The organism is Alistipes intestinihominis (assembly GCF_040095975.1).
Classification (GTDB): domain Bacteria; phylum Bacteroidota; class Bacteroidia; order Bacteroidales; family Rikenellaceae; genus Alistipes; species Alistipes senegalensis.
The window spans coordinates 1-22942 of record NZ_JBBMFL010000008.1 but is presented as its reverse complement, the minus strand read 5'-3'; the positions used below and the strand labels follow the sequence as shown (position 1 = coordinate 22942).

Sequence of the window (22942 nt, the reverse complement as noted above, 5' to 3'; positions counted from 1 at the left end):
GATACGATTTATGCTCAAACAAATTCTTACGCTTTCGCTCTGCGCCCTGATAGCCGCCGCGCCGCTCGAAGCCAAAAGCCGAAAAAGCAGCCGGAAAAAGGCGCAGACGGCGCAAACCGCGGAAAAACCCAAGGAGAGCGCCTACGACAAGCTCTTCAAGAAGAAACACGACGTAGCCGACGGCATGATCAAACTGCACAAGGTCGGCGACAAGCTCTATTTCGAATTTCCGCAGGCGCTCTTCGGACGCGAAATGCTGCTGGGATCGGTGATCTCGGAGACCTCGGACAACCTCACGGGAGTCCCCGGTTCGAAATCCTACGTACCGCTCCACATCACCTTCACCAAGACGGGCGAAAACGTGCAGATCCGGGAGATCAACGCCGACAACTATACGCTGGGCGTGGCCGGGAACATCCTCCGCTCGCTCGACCGCAACAACATCCCGACCATCTTCCGCAACTTCAAGATCGACGCCTACAACGCCGACTCGACAGCCGTGGTGTTCAACGTCACGGACCTCTTCGTGAGCCACGTCAAGGAGCTGTCGCCCTTCTCCTACCTCGGGGCTTACGGCGGCTCAGGGTCGCCGAGCCTCAGCGAGTCGTTCAAAAAGGAGCTTTCGTCGCTGGACGGCATCAAATCATTCGCCGACAACCTCACGGTGAAGAGCACGCTGAGCTACACCTATTCGGTGACTCACCCCGTGACGAAGCAGAAGATCGTGGACAACGAACCGCTGACGGCTGTCATGACCCGGACGCTGGTGCTGCTCGACGAAGAGCCCTACCGCCCCCGCATCACCGACAGCCGCATGTCGGTATTCCCCACCGGGAAATACCTGTACAGCGACAAGGAACAGCGCGTGAAGGCCATTTACCTGGCCAACCGCTGGCGGCTGGAGCCTTCGGACACGGAGGCCTGGAAACGCGGCGAGCAGGTCGAGCCCGTCAAGCCGATCGTCTTCTACATCGACCCGGATTTCCCCGAGAAGTGGCAGCCCGCGGTCTATGAGGGCGTCACGCAGTGGAACGAGCTCTTCGCCAAGATCGGGTTCAAAAACGCCGTGAAGGCGCTGCCCTACCCCGAGGACAATCCGGAGTTCGACCCCGACAACATCAAATATTCCTGCCTGCGCTACGCTCCGGCGCCCATCGCCAACGCTATGGGTCCCTCGTGGGTCGATCCGCGCAGCGGCGAGATCCTCAACGCCTCGGTCTACGTCTTCCACGATGTCGTGAAGATGCTCAACCGGATGATCTTCGTGCAGACCTCGCAGGCCGACGAGCGCGTCCGGCAGGTAAATCTGCCCGACGAGGTGCTGCTCGACGGGCTCCGCTATGTGCTGGCGCACGAGGTGGGACACTGCCTGGGATTCATGCACAACATGAGTTCGTCGTCGGTCATTCCGGTCGATTCGCTCCGCTCGCCGTCGTTCACCCGGAAGTACGGCACGACCACCTCGATCATGGACTATGCGCGTTTCAACTACGTGGCCCAGCCGGGCGACATGGAGCGGGGCGTGCGGATGACGCCTCCCCGTTTCGGCGTCTACGACGAATACGCCGTGAAGTGGCTCTACACCCCGGTGCCCGACGCCAAAACCCCCGAAGAGGAGTATGCGGTGACCTCGAAATGGATCACCGAGGCTTCGGCCGACCCGACCTACCGCTACGGCAAACAGCAGTTCGGGGGCATCGTCGATCCCAAGTCGCAGACCGAGGACCTCGGCGACGACGCCGTGAAGGCCTCGGAATACGGCATCCACAACCTGCGCTACATCCTCGAAAACCTCGACGCATGGCTGGCGTCCGGCGACGACGACTATTCGCAGCGCAACGGCATGTACACGAACATCGTGAACCAGTACGTCACCTATATCCAGCACGTCTACGCCAACATCGGCGGCATCTACCTCAACGAAAAACTGGAGGGCGACCCCGTGGAGGCCGTGGCGTGCGTTCCGCGCGAGAAGCAGCGCCGGGCATTGCAGTTCATCCTCGCGGAACTCAAACGGATGGAGTGGCTCGACAACGCGCCTCTGCTGGAAAAGGTGACCATTCTGGGTTCGCCCCGGGAGGCCGTGCGCGAAGCGATCATCAAGGCCGTGGTCAACGCTCCGGCCAAGAAGACCCTGGCGATCAACGCCCAGTTGTCGAAAGACCCCTACACCCCCGAAGCCTGCTACAAAGACGTTTCGGACTTCGTATGGGAGCCTACCGTGCGCAACCGCCGTCTGACCGAGGATGAAATGGCCATCCAGCGCGAATTTCTCAAAGCCGCAGCCGTCAAGGCCGGGCTGAAGAACTACACCGCCGGAGGCAGCACGCCCAACGCATTCGCCGCGGACGACGCCGGACGGGAGGCATTCAGCGCATTCGCCCAACCCGCGCCGCTGTGCAGCTGCGCCGGGTGTGCGCACGGAACCGCGGCCGACGGCGACGCCGTGTCGGGATTCGGCGCGCCCCGGTTCCAGTACTTCACACAGAAAGACATCTCGATGATCTATTACAACGACATCCTGCGCATCCGCGACCTGCTGCGCGGCAAGGTGGCATCGGCGTCGGGCGAAACCCGCATGCACTACCAATACCTGCTGCACAACCTCGACAAAGCGCTCAACAAATAATGCCGGCAGCCATGAGAACATTCCTGAACAAGATCGGCGCGCTGCTGTTAGCCGCACTCCTGGCGACGGCCGCGCTGCCCATCGGGGCGCACGCGGCGGCAAAGAGCCGCAAGGAGAAGAAAAAGAGCGAAGCCCCGGCTCCCGAAAAAAAGCTGTCGGCCTACGAAAAACTCTTCAAGGACAAGGAGTCCAGAACGGCCGAAGGGCTTTTCAAACTCCACATCATCGACGGAAAACTCTATACGGAGATTCCGCTCGACATCCTCGAACGCGAGTTCGTCATCAACACCACGATCGAAGCATCGTCGCTGGCCGACTACGGACTGGCAGGCCAACAGCCCCTGCCGCCCTACCACATCACGTTCTCACGCCGGGATTCGCTGGTGAGGATGCACGAGGTACCGCGCCGCACGCTCTCCGACAGCGACGCCGGCATCGCCCGGGCGCTGGAGCTCAGCTCGGCGATGCCCATTGTCGCCAGCTACCCGATCAAGGCCTACAACGCCGATTCGACGGCCGTGGTGATCGAGAACACGGCGCTGTTCATGAGCGACAACGAACACCTCAAAGCGTTCGAAGCCCGCGGCATGAGCCCGCTGCACATCTCCCGCGCCAGCTACAAGGCCGACCGCTCGCTGCTCCGCGACGTGGAGGGCGGCAAGGACTACGCCTCGGTCATCAGCGACATGACCTACGGTGTGACGACGCAGTATTTCATCTTCATCATCTGCAAGGACAAACCTTTCACGGCCCGTGCGCGGCGCACGGTCACGATGCTCCCCGAGGAGTGCGCCCCGGCACGCATCGCCGACCCGCGGATCGGCGTACTGCCCGTGCCTTTCACCCGTTTCACCGCAGAACAGGGCACGCGCCCGGCCTATTTCGCCTCGCGGATCAACTTCCGCCCCGGGGGTGAGATTCGTCCCGTGACCTTCTACATCGACACCCTCTTCACTCCGGCGTGGCAGCGGGGCATCCGCCGCGGCATCGCGCTGTGGAACGAAGCCTTCCGCCGCATCGGCATGGGCGACGTGCTGAAAGCCGAAGTCTACCCCGCCGAGGGCTTCGACAGCAACAGCCCCGGGAGATTCTACGTGAAGTACGTCGCCTCGACCAATCCGAAGATGACGGTCAACCTCTCGACCGATCCCCGCAGCGGCGAAATCACGGGCGGGTGCATCCACCTGCCCGAAAGCCTGCTCGACGAAATCCGCCTGCGCCGCTTCATCGACCTCTCGGCCGCAGATCCCGCGGCACGCGACATGATGCTCGACGACGAGGAACTCGCCTCGTCGCTGGCCGTCCACACGGCGCGCGGCGTGGCCCAGCTGCTCGGCCTTGCGACCAACTATGCGGCGGCAGCGGCCTATCCGACCGATTCGCTGCGCTCGGCGGCTTTCACCCGCGAAAACGGGCTCTGCTCGTCGATCACGGCGCTCAACGACTACAACTACCTGGCACAGCCCGGGGACAAAGACGTGCGGCTGGTGAACGACTGTCTGGGCAAGTACGACTATTTCGCCGTCCGCTGGCTCTACGGCGACATCGCAGGAGCCAAGACCCCCGCCGAGGAGCAGAAAGCGCTTTCGGAAATGCTCCGCGAGAAAGCCGGCGATCCGGCTTATTATTACGGCAACTACTGGTACGACTACTATTTTGGCGACGTACGTCTGGCTTATTACAATCTGGGCGACGATCCCGTGAAGCGCACCCGCTACCGTTTCGAGAATCTGCGCACCGTCGCACAACATGCAGCGGAGTGGCTCGAAGAGCGCGATGCGGACGGCAGCTACCGCGCAGAAGCCATTGCGGCGCTCTCGCAGGGTGTCCGGGAGGTGATTTCCTACATGGCGGCCTACATCGGCGGCGTCTACTACACCGAGGTCACGGAGGGCGACGGGCAGACGATGCTTCGCGTCGTGCCCAAGGAGGAGCAGCGGCGTTATGTGAAGGAGACGCTGAAAGCCATCGAGGACCTCTCGTGGCTCGACACGAAGCTCACCGAAGGCCAGCTGGCCAACCTCCCGCAGTCGGTGCAGACGGATTGCCTGGGAACGCTGATGAAACGCATGGAAACCCTGCCCCGCTACCAGAACGGACTGTCGGGAGCCTATACGCCGGGAGAGATGGCGGCGGACATGGCCGACTACATCTTCCGCGACGTAAAGGCGGGACGCAAACTGTCCGACTACAACCGGCTGCTTCAACAGGCATTTACGGGTGTGGTCATCGGCGGCTCGAAAGTGCTCGCAGAGCCGAAAACCGCACAAGGCCGGGCCTCGGCGTTCGCTGCGGACAAGGAAGCCATGCAGCCCGCATTCCCCTACGAAGCCACGGCGACGCTGGCTCCGATCAGCGCATACGGCAAATACCGCATGACGTACTACGCCAAGGATTTCTCGGAGCACGTCTACTACGGCATGCTGCTGCAACTCCGCGACATCTATCGCCGGGGCGTCGCCGCAGCGTCGGATGCCTCCTCGCGGGACTTCTGCCGTTACATGCTCCGCAGGATCGATAACTCGCTGAAAGTGGACTGATCCCGGGGAGAACCCCGCTCGGGACGAAGGCGCGGAGTGTTCCGCGCCTTTTTTCATATACGAGCGCAAATTTCCGCCGCCGGTAAAACCCGTTTTCAAGCGGAAACGGGCATTTTGCAGAAACCGGAAAATAAGTTACCTTTGTGAGATGGCAAAAAAGAGCATGGAAAAACTGGAAGCCTGCGCCGCGGCGCTGCGGAGGCATCATTTCGACGCCGTGGCCGTCGGCAGTACGGCCGAAGCCTTCGCCGTGATGAAGGCCGCCACAGAGGAGTGCCGGCCCCGGCTGGCGTCGTTCGGCGACTCGATGACAATGCGTGCGACGGGGATCGTCGAGTGGCTCGCCGGCAATGACGAAATAGTGCTGCTCGACGGATTCGACGCCTCGAAGCCCTATGAGGAACGGCTCGAAATACGCCGTCAGGCCCTGATGTCGGACTTTTTCGTAACGGGCGTGAATGCCGTGACCGAAGCGGGAACGCTCCATTGGCTCGACAAAGTGGGCAACCGCATCGCCCCGGTGGCGTTCGGACCCCGCAAGGTGGTCATCGTGGCGGGCCGCAACAAGGTGGTGGCCGACCGCAACGCAGCCGAAGAGCGCATCCGCCGCATCGCGGCGCCGCAGAACATCGCCCGCCACCCGGGATTCCGCACGCCCTGCGCCAAAACGGGCGTCTGTTCGGACTGCAATGCGCAGGACCGGGTCTGCAATACCCGGATGGAGATGCTGCGCTGCTGGCCCGACAAACGGGTGCTGGTGGTACTGATCGACGAAGATTTGGGATTATGATGAAAGGATTGAAATACGGCGCCGCCGTGCTGGCGGCACTGCTGCTGGGAGCATGCAGCGAATCGGAGGTGTTCTACACGGCCGTCTACCCCGTTGTACGTGTCGAAGCCGTAGTGACCGTCCCGAGTCCGGAGCCGGAACCCGAGCCCGAACCCGAGCCGACGCCGGAAAGCCGGGCGGACGAAGGCAGAACGACGGACCCGGTGATCGAAGAGATCGAGGCCGGAATCGTCGCGTCGGCGCACGTGCAGGCAGGCGGGCGCTATACGCTCAATTTCTCAAAATACAACGGCGGCCGCGCGCAGATCGAGACCGCCACGGAGGCCGGCACGGTGACGGCGGCTTTCTTCAAGACCCCGGGCACGAACGAGGTGCTGATCTACTGTCCGGAACCCGAGGCGGAATACTCGTTCACGCTCTCGACCTATCAGGACACGGACGGGCGGACCAAAACGGTGCTCGTGACCGACCTGACCGAAACCTACCAGGCGCTCTACCCCGACGCCGGGATCACGAAGGCCGAACGCCGGTCGTACACCTCGACAAACGCGAACTGAGATGGCAAAGGTCAAAAAGGCATATTTCTGCAAGAACTGCGGGTTCGAAGCCCCCAAATGGCTGGGACGATGCCCCTCGTGCGGCGAGTGGAACACCTTCACCGAGGAGATCATCGCCCGTGAAAGCGGTTCGGTGGCGGCGACCGTGGCGGGCCCCCTGCCCGCGGCGAAGCCCCAGCGGGTGAAAGACATCCGCGAGAGCGAACACGTGCGCATCGACCTCGGGAACGCCGAAGTCAACCGGGTACTGGGCGGCGGCATGGTCCCCGGATCGCTGGTTCTGGTGGGCGGCGAGCCGGGCATCGGCAAATCGACCCTCTCGCTGCAAATCGCGCTGGCGGCGAACGGACTGAAGACCCTCTATGTCTCGGGCGAGGAGTCGGCCGAGCAGATCAAGATGCGCGCAGCACGCATAGGAATCGGCAACGACGAATGCCTGATCTATCCCGAAACGCTGCTGGAGAACATCGTGGCGCAGATCACCGAACAGCGTCCCGACCTGGTGGTGATCGACTCGATACAGACCATCTACACCGACCTGCTGGACTCGTCGGCGGGAAGCGTGTCGCAGATCCGCGAATGCGCCGCCACGCTGCTGAAATACGCCAAATCGACCGGAACGTCGATCTTCATCATCGGACACATCACCAAGGACGGAGCGATAGCCGGCCCCAAGATACTGGAACACATCGTCGATGTGGTTCTGCAATTCGAAGGCGACAGCAACAACATCTACCGTATTCTGCGGGGCATCAAGAACCGTTTCGGCGCCACGTTCGAGATCGGGGTCTTCGAGATGCTCGACGCCGGGCTGCGGGGAGTCGATAATCCGTCGGAAATCCTGCTGACCCACTACGAGGAACCGCTTTCGGGCATCGCCGTGGGAGCCTCGGCCGACGGCGTGAGGCCCTATCTGATCGAGGTGCAGGCGCTGGTGAGCGGCGCGGCCTACGGCACCCCCCAGCGTTCGACGACGGGCTACGACGGCCGGCGCATGAACATGCTGCTGGCCGTGCTGGAGAAGCGCGTGGGAATGAAGATGTTCCAGAAGGACGTTTTCCTGAACTTCGCCGGAGGATTCAAGGTCGCCGATCCGGGACTGGACCTCGCGGTCGTGGCGGCGGTGATCTCCTCCTACTACGACCGTCCCGTGGCCGAGGGGGTCTGCTGCGCAGGCGAAATCGGCCTCTCGGGCGAAGTGCGCCCCGCACCCCGCACCGAACAGCGCATCAGCGAAGCGGCGCGGCTGGGGTTTAAGCGCATCATCGTCTCGGGCTATCTGGCCAAAGGCGGCAAGCGCCCCAAAGGAATCGAGGTCGTGCCGATAAACAGCATCGACCAGCTTCCCCGGGCGCTCTTTCTGGAAGTCCGTTAAAAAGCAGGAATCGCATCGGTATGGAACGGATTTTGCTTCCGCTCCGGTAAAAAACCGGAACGAGATGCAAAAGAGAATAGTCGTACTGGGCGGCGTGGGATTCATCGGCACCCACCTGTGTCTGCGTCTGCTGGACGAAGGGCACGAAGTTTTCTGCGTGGACACGCGCGACATCGCCAATTCGCCGCTGCTGCGCGACATGCCCCCGCATCCGGAATTCCGCTATGTCCGCCACAACATCGTCCACCAATTCGGAATTCGCTGCGACGAGATCTACAACCTCGCCTCGCCCTCCCGCGTACGCTACAACAAGGCGCTGCCCGTCGAGACGCTCAAAGTCAACACGCTGGGCTCGATAAACGCCCTCGACACCGCCCGTGCGGAACACGCCCGCATCCTGTTTGCCTCGGCGGGGAACATCTATGCCGCAAACTGCCGGGACACCGCCGAAGAGTCCGGCTTCTGCACCACGCGCCGCATTCTCGCCGAAGGCAAACGCGCCGCCGAGGCGATGCACCGCGCCTATCAGAGCGAATTCGGAGTGGACGCCCGCATTGCCCGCATATTCAACACCTACGGCACAGGCGCCGACCTGATGGATCAGCGCGTGGTGATGAAAATGATCGTAGCGGCGTTGCAGAACCGCGACATTCCGATCAACGGCAGCGGCGAACAGCTGCGGACCTTCTGCTGGGTCGAGGATGTCGTGGACGGGCTGGTACGGCTGATGGACGCCCCGCCGACCGAGACCGCGCGGACGATCAATTTCGGCAGCAGCCACGAGGTTTCGATCCGTGCGCTGGCCGAGAAGATCGTCGCCCTTACAGGCAGCCGCTCGCAGATCGTACACACCGACGCCCGCGCCGACGACGTGCGGCGTCTCGCGCCCGACATCTCGTCGGCGCGCCGCGAACTGGGATGGGAGCCCCGCACGCCGCTGGTCGAGGGGCTGCGCCGCACGATCAGCTACGCCGAAAAGGAGCTCGCCGACAAGACCCATGCGGGGATGACGTGGGCGGAGATAAGTTGAACCGAATAAAACAGCGACAATGAAAGACTTCGACAAGATCATCTGGCGGAACGCGCTGACGTTCGTGGATTTTTTCGCCGTCTGGTGCGGAACGTGCAGGGCGATGACCCCCGTGATCGACCGGTTTCAAAAACAGATGAACGGCCGCGCGGACGTTTACCGCATGGACATCGAAGACCCCGACCTGCTCGAAATCGTGCGGCGCTACAACATCGTGTCGGTACCGACGCTGATGTTTTTCCGCCGCGGGGAGGTGCTGTGGCGCGAGAGCGGACGGGTGGATTACGAGCACCTGGTGAACGTGCTCAACGAACTCGAAAAACACGAACACGTGCTGCTTTAGGCATCCAGACGCCATCCCAGCTCGTCGCGGAGATACTCCGCGGCAGGGGACGAATCCAACGAACCGGCCGCGCGGAGCACCGCCAGCCGGTTTTCGTCGTTCAGGGAGCCTGCGGCGGCCAGCAGCGCCACGGCACCCTGCGCCAACAGCCGTGCGGCCGGAGCGTCGTCCGAAGCGGCGCGGCGCACGGCTTCGACAGTCGGGGCGATCCACGCCGGAGACGGATGCGGCGCACGGGCGGCGGCCATCAGAGCGGCATATTGTTCGAGGCAGGGAGCGCCCGGGGCGGTCCACGCTTCGAAGAGCGCGGGAAGGGCTTCCGAGCGGCTCAGCAGAGCGAAAGCGGCCTCTTCGGCCAGTTCGGAGTTGAGCAGTCCGCCGCCCCAGAAGGCGAATTCGGCGGGTAGGAGGCGTGCCGGGTCGGCGATATGGAACGCCGCGAGCCGCAGGCAGCGGACATCCTGTTGATAGAGATAGCGGGCGAATTCATGGTCGGTGCCTTCGGCGCGCGCCAGCGTACGGAGCGTCGGAAGGCTCACGCCGTAGTTCAGGCCGTAAGGCTTGCCGTAAAGACGCATCGAATCGGCCACGGCGCCGTTGCGTTCGCGGCGGAACGCCCCAAGCAGCGCGGCCATCCGGGAGGTGAAATCCATATCCGGTGCGGGATTATTTGCGGCGCGGCAAAGCGACATTGACCGTGCGGCCGAACTCGAAGACCGGAAGCACGGCCCGGGCATATTCGCGGCCGCCCGAGAGGACGGTGCAGGTCGAAGGATCGGCGACGCGGCACGCCACGACCGAAGTCTCCTTCGGACCGGCTTCGAGGTCGCATTTCGTGTTGCCCGAAGGCTCGATCTGCAACAGCACGATGTCGCCCGAAAGGTCGCTGTCGGGCAGCAATCCGGCGGCCGGGCTGAAACGGCAGACGATATACTGCTTCTTGTCCGCCTGCGGGTAGACCACATAGCGGCGGGTCTCGGTCGAGACGATGCGCTTGCCGAGGAACAGCTCCAGATAGCTCTGCTCCATGCGGTCGATCTCGGCCAGGGCGGCTTTGAGCCCTTCGCCAAAGACGTTCTCCCCGGCTTCGCCCGTGATGAGTTCGATCCGGTGGCGGCGCAGCGAGAAGATCCGGTCGGCGGCGGCGCGCGCGGCATCCTCCAGCGCAGGCGTCGTCATGTCGGTCTTGTCGGGTTGCAGACGCGCGAACTCCTCGTCGGAAGCGGCGTGGTTGAAAATGCGCGTCGAAGCGGGCGCGGGAGCCCCGGCATCGAGGCAGGTGCCGAAGTCCAACAGGGCGATCTGCGCCCCGGTGATGTTCCACGTCGTTTTGTCGGCCAGCGGAGCGCGCACCCCGAGGTATTTCTGCGCATAACGCGCATAGGGTCCCGTGAGGGTCTGATCGCGCTCGACCGTAACGTCCACGGCAAGGATCGTGCGCGGCTGGGAGACGACGACGCCCGAAGCGGTTTCATTCGCGCCCTGCAAGGCGATGTATGGGTTTTGTGCCGAAACGCCGCCCGCGAGCAGCAGGGACAATGCCAAAAGTCTGAGTTTCATAGTCCGGGTCTTTTTATTGCAATACGACAAATGTAACTTTTTTTCGTGAGCCGTCAAAATTTCAGGTAAAAATCGCGGGTCAGGGCGCGGTATTCGGGGGTGTAGCACTCGTGTTCGCCTGTGCCGACGATCAGTTCCGAGGTTTCGGGCACGACCGCGACACCCTCCGCGCGGACGAACTCCATCAGCGCCCGCTTGGCCGGGCGGCGGGGCGTGGTGCGGACATCGGTGCGGCGCACGAGGGCCAGCCGTCCGGCACAGACCGCAAGGAACCGCGCGGCCTCGGCCGTGGGGAGGATCACGGCGAAGCGGCCCGCAGGAGCCAGCAGACGAAGCACGGCATCGCGCAACTCGTCGTAAGGCAGGTGCACGGCATGGCGTACCGCCGTACGGCCTTCGTCGGGACACGTGAGCGAATCGACGAAAAAGGGCGGGTTCGAGACGATCAGATCGAACGGTTCCGGCGCCGCGAACTCCTGCACGGGGCAGCGTTCGAAAGCCACCCTGCCGCCCCACGGCGAGGCGTCGGCATTCTCGCGGGCCTGCGAAACGTCGTCGATGTCTACCCCCGTAACAGATGCCTCCGGGGAGCGCTGGGCCAGCATCAGGGCGATCAGCCCCGTGCCCGTGCCGATGTCGAGCATCCACCGGTCGGAGGGCCGCACACCGGCCCAGGCCCCCAACAGAACGCCGTCGGTGCCGACCTTCATCGGACAGCGGTCCTGCCGAATCGTGAATTGTTTGAAGCTGAAAATAACTCTTAATTTTTAATTCTTAATTCTTAATTGCGGTTACCGCAGGCAGCCGTCTATCCCGGCGCCGAACAGCGAAAAATCGTACCGCACGGGGTCCTCCGCATCGAACCGGCGGAGCGCGGCGGTGATCTCCTCCACGGCGCGCCAGTCGTCCTGACGGCGGGTCAGCAGCCCCAGCGCGCGCCCTGTCTTGCCGACATGGAGATCCAGCGGCAGGTAGAGGGCCGACATCGGGATACGCCGCCACATCCCGAAATCGACGCCCCGGTCGTCGCGGCGCACCATCCACCGCAGATACATGCAGAGGCGTTTGCAAGCCGCGCCCTTCTCGATCGACGAGAGGTGCTTCTCACAGCGCGGGGCGTGCTCCGCGGCGAAAAACTCGCGCCGGAAGTCGGCCAGCACCGCAGGCATGGAGTGCGTCGCCTCGTAGCGTGTTTCGAAGAAGTTCCCGATACCTCCGTAACGCTCCTCCATGCGCCGCAGGGCCAGCACGAAATCGCGCAGGTCCCGGCCGTTGAACGTGCGGTGGGCATAGGAGGAGAGCAGCGCCAGCTCGCGCTCCGAAGCGTTGCGGACGAAATCCGCCGGGGCGTCGTCCATGAAGCGCATCATACGGTGACCGCTGCTGACGATCGCCTTGCGGTTGCCCCAGGCGATCGTGGCGGAGAGGAAGCCCGCGATCTCGCGGTCGGCGCGCCCGGTGTAGCGATACGGCACCGAAATCGGGTCGTCGGGAATGAATTCGGGACGGTTGTATTTGTCGTGCAGGGCCTCCAGCAGCTCCCGCAGGTCGTCGTCAGAGAATCGTTCCATCGGACATGGTGATCTTCCGGTCGGCCATCGCGGCGAGGTTCTCGTCGTGGGTCACGATAACGACGGTCTGGCCCAATTTCTCGCGCAATTCGAAAAAGAGACGGTGGATCTCGTCGCGGTTGTGCGAATCGAGGTTGCCCGAGGGTTCGTCGGCCAACAGCACCGCAGGCGCATTGACCAGCGCACGGGCGATGGCCACGCGCTGCTGCTCGCCGCCCGAAAGCTGCCCGGGCTTGTGGTCGCGGCGCGACGCGAGGCCCATCATGTCGAGCAGCTCCGCGGCCCGGCGCTCGACCTCGGCGCGGGGACGCCGGCCGATCAGCCCCGGAATGCAGACATTCTCGAAAGCCGTGAACTCCGCGAGCAGGTGGTGGAACTGGAAAACGAAGCCGATGCGCTCGTTGCGGAATTTCGACAGGGCCTTGTCGCCCAGCGACGAGACATCCTCGCCGCCGATCTCCACGCGCCCGCTGTCGGGCCGCGAAAGGGTCCCCATGATCTGCAAAAGCGTGGTCTTTCCGGCGCCGCTGGCCCCCACGATGGAGACCACCTCGCCTGCGGCGACCTCCAGCGAGACGCCTTTCAGCACTTCGAGCGTGCCGAAACTCTTGTGTATGTCGGTAACTCGTATCATCGGCGGAACATGTTGAACAGTCTGACTGTATCGGCGGCCTCCCGCACGTCGTGGACGCGCAGGATCTTCGCCCCCTGCCGCAGGCACTCCCACCCCAGCGCGACGGTCCCGGCGAGGGATTCGGCAGGCGTCACGCCGAGGACCTTGTAGATCATCGACTTGCGCGAAAGCCCCGCCAGCACGGGATAACCCAGCGCACAGAGTTCCCCGAGGCCCGCCAGCAGTTCGTAGTTCTGTTCCGTGGTCTTGGCGAAGCCGAAGCCGGGGTCGAGGATGATATTTTCAGGCCGGATACCCGCCGCAAGCATCGCCTCGGAGCGCATACGGAAATAGTCCACGACCTCGGTGGTGATGTCGCGCCGGTAGTCGGTCTGCGACTGCATCGTGCGGGGATCGCCTTTCATGTGCATGGCGATATAGGGAACGTCGTATTTCGCGGCGACGGAGAGCATCGCGGGGTCGAGCTCCCCGGCGGAAATATCGTTGATGATCAGAGGTCCGAACGCCTCGACGGCTTTTGCGGCCACCTCGCTGCGGAACGTATCGACCGAAACCGGCATGTCCGGAGCCAGCCGCCGCACGGTCCCGACGCCCAGCTCCACGCGCCGCCACTCCTCGTCGGCAGGAACCTCGTCGGCGCCGGGACGCGAAGAATAGCCCCCCACGTCGATCAGCTGCGCTCCTTCGGCCACGGCCTCCCGGACGCGGCGTTCGACGGCCCCGGCGTCGGGCATGCGGCTGCCGGCATAAAACGAATCGGGCGTGACGTTCAGAATCGCCATCACCTGCGGTGCGGAAAAATCAATGTTCAACGGCTTCATGGGTAAATATGCGGTCCAACTCCGCAACGGCGGGTTCGAGATCGGTTTCAAGAATATTGACAAGGGTGTAATCGGCCCGCTCACGCAGCAAATCGTCGCCGGCCTGAGCGGCGATGCGGCGGCGGACCGCTTCGGGGTCGCAGCCGTCGCGGCGGCAGGTGCGTTCGACGCGCAGCTCTAACGGGGCGAGGACGGCGACGGTCCGATCGACCGAACCCTCCAGTCCCGCTTCGAAGAGAATGGCGCTTTCGAGGATCACATAACTCCCCTCCTGCCGTTCGGCCCACGCGGCGAAATCGGCCATGACGGCCGGATGGACCAATGCGTTCAGGTCGGCCAGGGCCGCCGGGTCGGAGAAGACCTTCGCGGCGAGGTACGGGCGGTTGAGCGCGCCGCCGGCGTAGGCTTCGGCGCCGAAGCGGGCCGCGATGCCCGCCCGAAGTGCGGGTTCTTCGGTCATCAGCCGCTTGGCCGCGGCGTCAGAATCGTAGACCGCGACGCCCCGCTGCGCGAAAAGGCGGCAAACCGTACTCTTGCCGCTGCCGATGCCCCCCGTGATCCCGACCTTCATCATGGACGCGCGGGAACGTCGATTTCGGGAATATCCCCGACGGAGATGATCTTGATGTCGCTGAAACGCGGCGCAAGGGCGTTCTGCAACGACTGCGGGTCGATGATGAGCTTGCCTTCGTGACCCTCCTCGTGCGAACGCTTCGTCTTGAGGTCCGAAAGCGGGATGCGCAGCGTCTTGTTCATGTAGACCCGGTAGCCGAAAAGGTTCGTCCCGACGCCCTCGACCACGCACGTGACCTCGAAGGGCTGCCCATCGACACTCACCTTCACGGTCTGCTCGGCGGTGTAGGTGTAACTCAGTTTGGCGATATACCACAGGATGAACGACGCGACCAGCAGCGCCAGAAAAACCGGCGACACGTAACGATGCATCCATTTCAGCAAATTTTCCATGAACAGGTTCGATTACGTTCGCAAAGGTATGAAAAAGTCGGATGGATTCAAAATGAACCGCACCCCAAAAGTTGCATGCCCGGCTTTCCGCGAGGGGCCGCCCGCCGGATGCGGGCGGCCGGGCGGTCTACTTCGGAATGACAATCTGTTCCACGGGCTGTTCCCGCCTCCGGTCCAGCGGATGGGACTGATAGGCCGTCTTTGCGAAGTCGATCCGCGCGAGGTCGATACAGCGGATCGTATTGTCGTAGGCCGTCTTGTAATAGACCCGGCGGTTGGTCAGGTCGATGGCCGAGGTCCACTGCGTAGCGCTCGGAATGTCCGGACATTTGCCCTCGGGATGCTCGATGCCGATGGGGATGTCGAAATTGTTGAGCAGATGGAAACACTGCTGCACGGTGTCGAACCCGGTGGCGCGCTGCGGAGCCGTGGCGCGGTAGAAGGCGGCCCTCACGAAGCGCGACGGCGGCGTGGCGTCGCCCGGAAGCCCGAGGAACCCGGAGTTGCCGCCCATAGGACGCAGCGTCACGTCGCCCAGCCGCCGGACGGGAGCGTCGCCCGGATAGAGATTCACGTAATTGTTCAGGTTGGTGAGCTGCCACTCGAAACCGGGAGCGTTGGTGAGCACGCCGATCTCGTTCTCGTAGAAATGAGGCACCCCGCCGACGATTTCCAGCACGACCTGCCGCCCGGAGGGCTCTCCGATACGCCAATGCACGACCGACGCAGGCTCCAATCCGACGATGCGCACCTCTCCGATGCCGGCCTTCACCTCGTCGATCGTCGAAAACTGCGTCAGCACCCATGCCACGAATTGCAGATCGGCGAGCGTGCGGTCGTTCCGAGCCGGTTCGTAGGGTTCGTAACCGCCGTATTGCGGGAAGAAGAAGAGCCCGGCCGACAATCCCGCTTCGTTGATCCCCTCGGCGATGAACTCCTTCTGCACGACGGACAGCCCCACGACGCCGTATTTGGCCGTGAAGGTCATTCCGTCGGTTCCGGAGGGCGTGAAGGAGCGGAGCCGCTGGCCGCGCGGAATGACGACGTATTCGCTCTGCAAAACGCCGCGGGCCCACTCGATGGTGCGGGACTGTACATAGCTGCCGTCCGCAGCCGTAAGCGCGATGCCCGTGCAGGCGATCGCCTGGAAAGAAGCGCCGCAAACAGCGCCCATACCCAGCAACAGATTCTTTGTTTTCATAATCTTCCGGTTATATCGTTACACATCGCCGGACAACCTTCAAATTCCGTGCAAATTCCGATCTGCCGGAACCGGAAAGAGCGGCCGTTCACGAATGCGAAATGGACCGCACCCGCCCGGGATGCAGTCCATTTCACGTAAAACATTCGACGTAACCCTACTTCTCTCCGTCGGCCTTGGCACGCTTGGTCATCAGATCGTAGGCGATCGGCGTAGCGAGGAAGATCGTGGCGGCCGTACCTACGACCACGCCGATGATCAGCGCGAAGATGAAGCCGCGAATCGTCTCGCCGCCGAAGAAGAAGATGGCCAGCAGCGTCACGAGCGTCGTGCCCGAGGTGTTGATCGTACGCGACAGGGTCGAGTTGATGGCGTTGTTCACATTCTCCTTGAGGTTGCGCTTGGGATAGAGCCCCAGGAACTCGCGGATACGGTCGAAGACCACCACGGTGTCGTTGATGGCGTAACCGATGATCGTCAGGATCGCAGCGATGAACGCCTGGTTGACTTCGAGGTTGAAGGGCAGCAGTCCGTAGAACATCGAGAAGATACCGATGATGAACAGCGCGTTGAAAGCCAGGGCTGCCGTGGCGCCCGAAGCCCACTGCCAGCGCTTGAAGCGGAACGTGATGTAGAGACCGATGGCGATGAGCGAGAAGAGCACCGAATAGATGGCGTTCCAGGTCATGTCCTTGGCGATCGAGGGACCGATCTTGTCGGCCGTCAGGATACCGTTGGCGTCGGTCTGCGTATTGCGGAACTGCTCGAAAGTGATGTCGTAGGAGTAGAGCGGCTTCAGGGCGTCGTAGATGATCTTCTCGACCTCGGCCGTAGCCTCGTCCGACGTATCGTCGTAACGGTACTGCGTCACGATGCGCATCTGGTTCTCCTTGCCGTACTGCTTCACCTCGGAGCTGATCGACGAAGCGTCGGCATCGGCGAACTGCGAGAAAGCCTGCTCGACATTCTGGCGAACCTCCTCGGCCGAAACGGGCTGGTCGAAACGGATCACATAGGCACGGCCGCCGGTGAACTCGGCACCGAGGTTCAGACCGCGGGCGAAGAACGAAACGCACGACAGCACGATCAGGGCTGCGGAGATGTAGTAAGCCACCTTGCGCTTGGCGATGAAATCGACGCGCGTGTTATTGAGGAAGTTCTCCGACCATTTGCGCGAGAAGGAGATGCGGCCCCACTTGCCGACGATCCACTCGATCAGCAGGCGCGTGATGAAGATGGCGCTGAAGAACGAGGTGATGATACCGATGATAAGGGTCGTGGCGAAGCCCTGAACGGGGCCGTTGCCGAAGATGAACAGCACGATACCCGTGATGATCGTCGTCAGGTTACCGTCGATGATGGCCGAGTAGGCTTTCGAGAAGCCGTCCTTGATGGCCAGCGAAAGGCCCTTGCCGCCGCGGAGCTCCTCCTTGATGCGTTCGTAGATGATGACGTTGGCATCGACGGCCATACCCATCGTCAGCACGATACCCGCGATACCCGGCAGGGTCAGCACGGCGCCGAACGACACGAGCACGCCCATCAGCAGGAAGACGTTGGTCAGCAGCGCGATGTCGGACATCCAGCCTGCGGTCTTGTAGAACAGGCCCATGTAGAGCAGGACGAGGATGAAGGCGATCACGAACGACATCATACCGGCGTTGATCGACTCCTGGCCCAGCGAGGGACCCACGACCGTATCCTGAATGATCTTGGCGGGCGCCGGAACCTTACCCGAGTTGAGCACGTTGGCGAGGTCCTTGGCCTCCTGGATGGTGAAATCGCCGGTGATCTGCGACTGGCCCTTGTCGATCTTCGAGTTGACGCGGGGAGCCGAGTAGACATAGCCGTCGAGGACGATGGCGATACATTTGCCGATGTTCTCGCCCGTCATGCGCGACCACTCCTGGGTGCCTTCGGCATTCATGGTCATCGAAACCTCGGCCGTGGCGCCGCGCTGGGCGTACTGCTCGGTGGCCTCCGTAACGACCGAACCGTCGAGCGGAGCCTTGCCGTCGGGCGTCGAAACCCGGATGGCGTAGAGGTAGAAGCGGCCGTCGATCTTGTCGTCGCCCTTGACGCCCCACTTGAACAGGATGTCGGCGGGGAACAGCTCGCGCACAGCCGGCTGGGCGAGGTACTCGTTCACAGCAGCCATGTCGGCCTTGTAGGCGGCGCCGATGGCGGCGCCGCCCGCAAAGCGGGGATTGAGAACGGCAAAAAGCGGGTTCTGCGCGCGGTCGTAGCGCAGCTCGTCGCCTGCGACCTGAGCCGTGGCGGTCGAATCGGCGGCGCCGACCTCGGCAATCAGGTCGCCGGTCTCGGCAGCGGCAGTCCCGGCAGCGGCCTCAGCCTCGGCGGAAGCGGTCTCGGGCTCCGCAGCGACGGGAGCCTGCTCCAGTTCGGTTTTGATGAGCTTGTCGGCTGCAACCAGCGCCGGCAGCACCTCGTTGGCATCGTAGGTGGTCCAGAATTCCAACGAAGCGGTGCCCTGCAACAGGTCGCGGACGCGCTGGGGCTCCTTCACGCCCGGAAGCTCGACCAGAATGCGGTGCGAGTTAGGCAGGCGCATGATGTTGGGCTGCGTGACGCCGAAGTGGTCGATACGGCTGCGCAACACGTTGAACGATGCGTTGATGGCGGCTTCGGTCTCCTTCTTGAGGATCTTCTCGACATCGGCGTCCGAGCTTTCGAGCGTGATGTCCTTGCGGTCGGGGCTTACGAAGATCTCGGCGATGGCCCGGCCGTTCGACAGACGCGAATAGGCTTTCACGAAATCGGCGATATAGTCGTTCGACGTGCCCTGCTTCATGGCCTCGTTCGCCTCGGCGATGGCCTGGACGAAGGCGGGATCGTTCTGGCTGTCACCGGCGAGCGCCTTGATGACATCCTCGACCTGCACCTCCAGCATGACGTTCATACCGCCTTTGAGGTCGAGACCCAGGTTCAACTCCTTCTCCTTGCATTCCTTGTAGGTGAACTTCCTGAAGCCCAGATTGTAAACCGACAGGTTCTGCACCGAATCGAGGTAATGCTGCTCGGCCTCGGCCTGCTGGTCGAGGGGGAACTGCGCGGCATACGCAGCCGCCTTCTTCTCTACGCCACGCGTTTTGAACGTGAACGAGAGCTGGTAAACGCATGCGAGGCCCAGCAGGACCGCGATGAGTTTAATGAAACCTTTACTTTGCATTTGAATGAAAAATAGTTGTTATTATTTGTTGTAATTCTTGTCATTACGCATAATAGCACGCAAAGATAGAAAAAAAGAATTAAATAACGCGGATTCGGCGGGTGGAAATTAGCGTCAAAAGCCAAAAAATAAGTAATTTTGGGGCCGCATGACAAAATATCCGGAATACCGATACCACCTCGCGGCGCTGTTCGCCGTCGCCGTGTGGGGCGCGACGTTCGTATCGACCAAGGTGCTGATCGCCAACTCGCTGACCCCGGCGGAGATATTCGTCCTGCGCTTCGCGCTGGCCTACGTCTGCATCCTGCCCTTCGCCCGCGGGAGGCTGCTGGCCGCGAATCTGCGCGACGAACTGCTGCTCGCGGCGGCCGGACTGAGCGGAGGGTCGCTCTACTTCCTGACCGAGAATATCGCCCTGGAGTACGCCCCGGCCTCGAACGTCTCGCTGATCGTCTGCACGGCGCCCGTATGGACGGCCGTGGCGATGAGCCTCGCATACCGCGGCGAACGGATGTCGCGGCGGCAGATCGCAGGGTCGGCGCTGGCTTTCGCCGGCATGGTCCTCGTGGTGCTCAACGGGCATTTCGTGCTGCAACTCTCGCCGCGGGGCGACATGCTGGCACTCGCGGCGGCACTGCTGTGGATGGTCTACTCGCTGGTCGTCAAACGCATCGGAGACCGCTATCCCGCAGTCTTCATCACCCGGAAAGTCTTTTTCTACGGATTGCTGACCATTCTTCCGGTCTTCGCCTTCCACCCCTTCGCGGCGGAACGGGAGGTGCTCGCACGCCCCGCGGTGTGGGGCAACCTGCTGTTCCTCGGGGTCGTCGCCTCGATGCTCTGCTACCTGCTCTGGAACGCCGTGATGCACCGGCTGGGAACCGTGCGCACGACCAACTACATCTACATCAATCCGTTAGTGACGATCGTCACGGCCGCGCTCTGCATCGGCGAACGCATCACCCCTGCGGCGCTGGCCGGAACGGCGCTGATCCTCTACGGAATGTGGCGGGCGGAGCGAGCCTAATGCACCATCTTCAGGCCGACGATGCCGATGAAAACCAGCGAAAGAAAGAACATCCGCCAGAAGGTCACGGCGTCGTGAAAAAAGACGATGCCGAGGATCACGGTTCCCACGCCCCCGATACCCGTCCAGATCATGTAGGCCGTGCCCATCGGGATCATCTTCTGGGCGATATAGAGCAACCAGCCGCTCATGCCCATCGAAACGACTGCCAGGACCAGAAAAAGGAGATGGTAACGCGGATTGAGGTTCGCCAGTTTGAAACCCAGCGGCCACCCCACCTCGCAAAGCCCCGCCAGAATCAGATACAACCAAGCCATCGGAAACGGATTTATGTCGGCGAAGATAACGAAATTTACCTCCCGGGCAAAATAAAAGAGCGCGGCACCGTTTCCGGAACCGCGCTCTTCGCGTTATGTTTGACGGGGATTCTCCCCGGAGGTTTTACTTAACCTCTTCGAACTCCACGTCCTCGGGCTGTCCGTCGCCGCCGCCCTGCTGGCCGCCGGCGTTCGACTGCGACTGCTGGCCGGCATCGGCTCCGGGCTGTGCGCCCTGCGCCTGCTGCTGTGCGGCGTAGATGTCCTGCGAAGCGGCCTGCCATGCGGCGTTCAGTTCGCCCATCGCGGTGTCGATGGCAGCCACGTCGGCGTTCTTGTGCGCCTCTTTCAGCTTGCCGAGCGCCGTCTCGATGGCGGCCTTCTTGTCGGCGGGCAGCTTGTCGCCGTACTCCTTCAACTGCTTCTCGGTCGAGAAGATGTTCGAGTCGGCGGCGTTGATCTTGTCGATACGCTCCTTCTCGGCCTTGTCCTTCTCCTCGTTGGCCTTAGCCTCGTCGCGCATCCGCTGGATCTCCTGCTCGGTAAGGCCCGACGAAGCCTCGATGCGGATCTTCTGCTCCTTGCCCGTGCCCTTGTCCTTGGCCGAGACGTTCAGAATGCCGTTGGCGTCGATGTCGAACGTTACCTCGATCTGCGGAACGCCGCGCGGCGCAGCGGGAATGCCGTCGAGGTGGAAGCGGCCGATCGACTTGTTGTCGCGGGCCAGCGGACGTTCGCCCTGGCAGACGTTGATCTCCACCGAAGGCTGATTGTCGGCAGCCGTCGAGAAGGTCTCCGACTTGCGGGTCGGGATCGTCGTGTTGGCGTCGATGAGCTTCGTCATCACACCGCCCAGGGTCTCGATACCCAGCGACAGCGGCGTAACGTCCAGCAGCAACACGTCTTTCACCTCGCCCGTGAGCACACCGCCCTGAATGGCGGCGCCGATGGCCACGACCTCGTCGGGGTTCACCGAACGGTTCGGGGTCTTGCCGAAGAACTCCTCGACGATTTTCTGGATCGCGGGAATACGCGTCGAACCGCCCACGAGGATCACCTCGTCGATCTGCGAAGCATTCAGCCCCGCGTCGCGCAGAGCCAGTTTGCAAGGCTCGATGGTCTTGCGGATCAGGTGGTCGCACAGCTGCTCGAACTTGGCGCGGGTGAGCGTCATCACGAGGTGCTGCGGAATGCCGTTGACGGGCATGATATACGGCAGGTTGATCTCCGTCGTGGTCGAGGACGACAGCTCGATCTTCGCCTTCTCGGCGGCCTCCTTCAGACGCTGCAAGGCCATCGGGTCCTGGCGCAGGTCGATCTGGTGCTCGGCCTTGAAAGCCTCGGCCATGTAGTCGATCAGCACGTGGTCGAAGTCGTCGCCGCCCAGGTGCGTATCGCCGTTGGTGGATTTCACCTCGAATACGCCGTCGCCCAGTTCGAGGATCGAAATATCGAACGTACCGCCGCCCAAGTCATATACGGCGATCTTCAGGTCGCTCGACTTCTTGTCCAGACCGTAGGCCAGCGCGGCGGCCGTAGGCTCGTTGATGATACGGCGCACCTTCAGACCCGCGATCTCGCCCGCCTCCTTCGTAGCCTGACGCTGCGAGTCGGAGAAATAGGCAGGAACCGTGATGACGGCCTCCGAAACCTCCTGACCCAAATAATCCTCGGCCGTCTTCTTCATCTTTTGCAGAATGATGGCCGAAATCTCCTGCGGCGTGTACTGGCGTCCGTCGATGTCCACGCGCGGAGTGTTGTTGTCGCCCTTGACGATCGTATAGGGAGCGCGCGCGATGTCGGCAGCGACCTTGTCGTAAGCCTCGCCCATGAAACGCTTGATCGAGAAGACCGTGCGCTTGGGGTTGGTGATAGCCTGACGCTTGGCGGGATCGCCGACCTTGCGCTCGCCCTCGGCCGTGAACGCCACGACGGAAGGGGTCGTGCGGTGTCCCTCGGAGTTGGGAATTACAACGGGCTCGCTGCCCTCCATCACTGCCACGCAGGAGTTCGTGGTTCCTAAGTCAATACCAATAATCTTTGCCATAATCGTAATATGTTTTAATTGTCATTTTTCGTTTTTCGCACCCCGGGGCCTGCCTTCCGGCTCCGGCCTCAGGTTACGCCCGGAATTCGAACAAAGGTCGTGCCGATCGGCGATCCCTGCCAAAATGTCAGCCGAATGGCAGAAAAATGCCATGCGCCGGGTCGCCACACGGCATTTTGTCACCCGCCCGCGTATGACGCGGGTTTTAGGGGCGAGGGTTTGCCGGGAGGCTCTCTTCCGGTTCTACGCCCTCCCCGTCATTGCGAAGCAGCGCAGGTGCCGTGGCAATCCGATTGAATGCCGCGACCTCACAACGCTTCCAACGGATTCCCACGCTCACTTCG

20 protein-coding genes are annotated in these 22942 nt (G+C 62.5%); 8 read left to right on the top strand and 12 right to left on the bottom strand.

What is annotated here, in order from left to right; all coding sequences use genetic code 11:
- Positions 1 to 10 precede the first annotated feature (10 nt).
- The 7 genes from WMO46_RS08125 (at position 11) to WMO46_RS08095 (ending at position 9264) form a co-directional block, all read left to right on the top strand.
- Complete coding sequence (locus tag WMO46_RS08125; protein WP_129651930.1) at positions 11 to 2629, top strand: zinc-dependent metalloprotease; 2619 nt, start codon at positions 11 to 13, stop codon at positions 2627 to 2629.
- 11 nt (positions 2630 to 2640) lie between these two features.
- On the top strand, positions 2641 to 5169 hold the full coding sequence (locus WMO46_RS08120) for a DUF5117 and DUF5118 domain-containing protein (protein ID WP_349094162.1): 2529 nt from the start codon (positions 2641 to 2643) through the stop codon (positions 5167 to 5169).
- Between the two features lie 163 nt (positions 5170 to 5332).
- Positions 5333 to 5959, top strand: coding sequence for a lactate utilization protein (locus WMO46_RS08115; RefSeq protein ID WP_410520086.1), 627 nt, complete (start codon positions 5333 to 5335; stop codon positions 5957 to 5959).
- Entirely contained in the window at positions 5956 to 6516 is a 561-nt protein-coding gene (locus tag WMO46_RS08110) for a hypothetical protein (protein WP_349094160.1), read from the top strand. The genes WMO46_RS08115 and WMO46_RS08110 overlap by 4 nt, the downstream gene beginning before the upstream one ends.
- Position 6517: 1 nt before the next feature.
- Positions 6518 to 7891, top strand: coding sequence for a DNA repair protein RadA (gene radA, locus WMO46_RS08105; RefSeq protein WP_349094159.1), 1374 nt, complete (start codon positions 6518 to 6520; stop codon positions 7889 to 7891).
- 64 nt (positions 7892 to 7955) lie between these two features.
- On the top strand, positions 7956 to 8921 hold the full coding sequence (locus WMO46_RS08100; protein ID WP_019150674.1) for an NAD-dependent epimerase/dehydratase family protein: 966 nt from the start codon (positions 7956 to 7958) through the stop codon (positions 8919 to 8921).
- A 19-nt stretch (positions 8922 to 8940) separates the two neighbouring features.
- The gene (locus WMO46_RS08095) at positions 8941 to 9264 is read left to right on the top strand and encodes a thioredoxin family protein (RefSeq protein WP_019150675.1); all 324 of its coding nucleotides are present in this window, start codon (positions 8941 to 8943) and stop codon (positions 9262 to 9264) included.
- Here the strand turns inward: WMO46_RS08095 and WMO46_RS08090 are convergent.
- The 10 genes from WMO46_RS08090 to secDF all read right to left on the bottom strand — a co-directional run bounded on the left by WMO46_RS08090 (position 9261) and on the right by secDF (position 19207).
- Complete coding sequence (locus WMO46_RS08090) at positions 9261 to 9917, bottom strand: DNA alkylation repair protein (protein WP_278818764.1); 657 nt, start codon at positions 9915 to 9917, stop codon at positions 9261 to 9263. The two genes, WMO46_RS08095 and WMO46_RS08090, sit on opposite strands and share 4 nt — an antisense overlap.
- Before the next feature lie 13 nt (positions 9918 to 9930).
- The gene (locus WMO46_RS08085) at positions 9931 to 10824 is read right to left on the bottom strand and encodes a DUF4831 family protein (RefSeq protein WP_019150677.1); all 894 of its coding nucleotides are present in this window, start codon (positions 10822 to 10824) and stop codon (positions 9931 to 9933) included.
- A 53-nt stretch (positions 10825 to 10877) separates the two neighbouring features.
- Positions 10878 to 11534 (bottom strand): tRNA1(Val) (adenine(37)-N6)-methyltransferase, encoded by a 657-nt coding sequence (locus tag WMO46_RS08080; protein WP_349094158.1) that lies wholly within the window; start codon positions 11532 to 11534, stop codon positions 10878 to 10880.
- An 81-nt stretch (positions 11535 to 11615) separates the two neighbouring features.
- Positions 11616 to 12395: a TIGR02757 family protein gene (locus WMO46_RS08075; RefSeq protein ID WP_349094157.1), complete on the bottom strand. Its 780-nt coding sequence runs from the start codon at positions 12393 to 12395 to the stop codon at positions 11616 to 11618.
- The gene (locus WMO46_RS08070; RefSeq protein WP_019150680.1) at positions 12379 to 13029 is read right to left on the bottom strand and encodes an ABC transporter ATP-binding protein; all 651 of its coding nucleotides are present in this window, start codon (positions 13027 to 13029) and stop codon (positions 12379 to 12381) included. The genes WMO46_RS08075 and WMO46_RS08070 overlap by 17 nt, the downstream gene beginning before the upstream one ends.
- Positions 13026 to 13850, bottom strand: a complete 825-nt coding sequence (gene folP / locus WMO46_RS08065; protein WP_458693327.1) for a dihydropteroate synthase — start codon at positions 13848 to 13850, stop codon at positions 13026 to 13028. Before folP ends, WMO46_RS08070 begins: the two co-directional genes overlap by 4 nt.
- A complete protein-coding gene (coaE, locus tag WMO46_RS08060) occupies positions 13831 to 14421 on the bottom strand; it encodes a dephospho-CoA kinase (protein WP_044118728.1) in 591 nt (196 codons plus the stop codon). The genes folP and coaE overlap by 20 nt, the downstream gene beginning before the upstream one ends.
- Complete coding sequence (locus tag WMO46_RS08055; protein WP_019150683.1) at positions 14421 to 14816, bottom strand: hypothetical protein; 396 nt, start codon at positions 14814 to 14816, stop codon at positions 14421 to 14423. Before WMO46_RS08055 ends, coaE begins: the two co-directional genes overlap by 1 nt.
- Positions 14817 to 14943: 127 nt before the next feature.
- Entirely contained in the window at positions 14944 to 16017 is a 1074-nt protein-coding gene (locus tag WMO46_RS08050; RefSeq protein ID WP_349094156.1) for a choloylglycine hydrolase family protein, read from the bottom strand.
- Between the two features lie 157 nt (positions 16018 to 16174).
- Positions 16175 to 19207: a protein translocase subunit SecDF gene (secDF, locus tag WMO46_RS08045; RefSeq protein ID WP_195496435.1), complete on the bottom strand. Its 3033-nt coding sequence runs from the start codon at positions 19205 to 19207 to the stop codon at positions 16175 to 16177.
- A 148-nt stretch (positions 19208 to 19355) separates the two neighbouring features.
- Between secDF and WMO46_RS08040 the strand changes: the two genes are divergently transcribed.
- The gene (locus tag WMO46_RS08040) at positions 19356 to 20234 is read left to right on the top strand and encodes a DMT family transporter (RefSeq protein ID WP_349094155.1); all 879 of its coding nucleotides are present in this window, start codon (positions 19356 to 19358) and stop codon (positions 20232 to 20234) included.
- On the opposite strand, the gene WMO46_RS08035 is transcribed toward WMO46_RS08040, so the two are convergent.
- Positions 20231 to 20551 (bottom strand): DMT family transporter, encoded by a 321-nt coding sequence (locus WMO46_RS08035; RefSeq protein WP_458693326.1) that lies wholly within the window; start codon positions 20549 to 20551, stop codon positions 20231 to 20233. The genes WMO46_RS08040 and WMO46_RS08035 overlap by 4 nt on opposite strands.
- A 124-nt stretch (positions 20552 to 20675) precedes the next feature.
- Positions 20676 to 22598: a molecular chaperone DnaK gene (gene dnaK / locus WMO46_RS08030; RefSeq protein ID WP_129651919.1), complete on the bottom strand. Its 1923-nt coding sequence runs from the start codon at positions 22596 to 22598 to the stop codon at positions 20676 to 20678.
- Positions 22599 to 22942 lie beyond the last annotated feature (344 nt).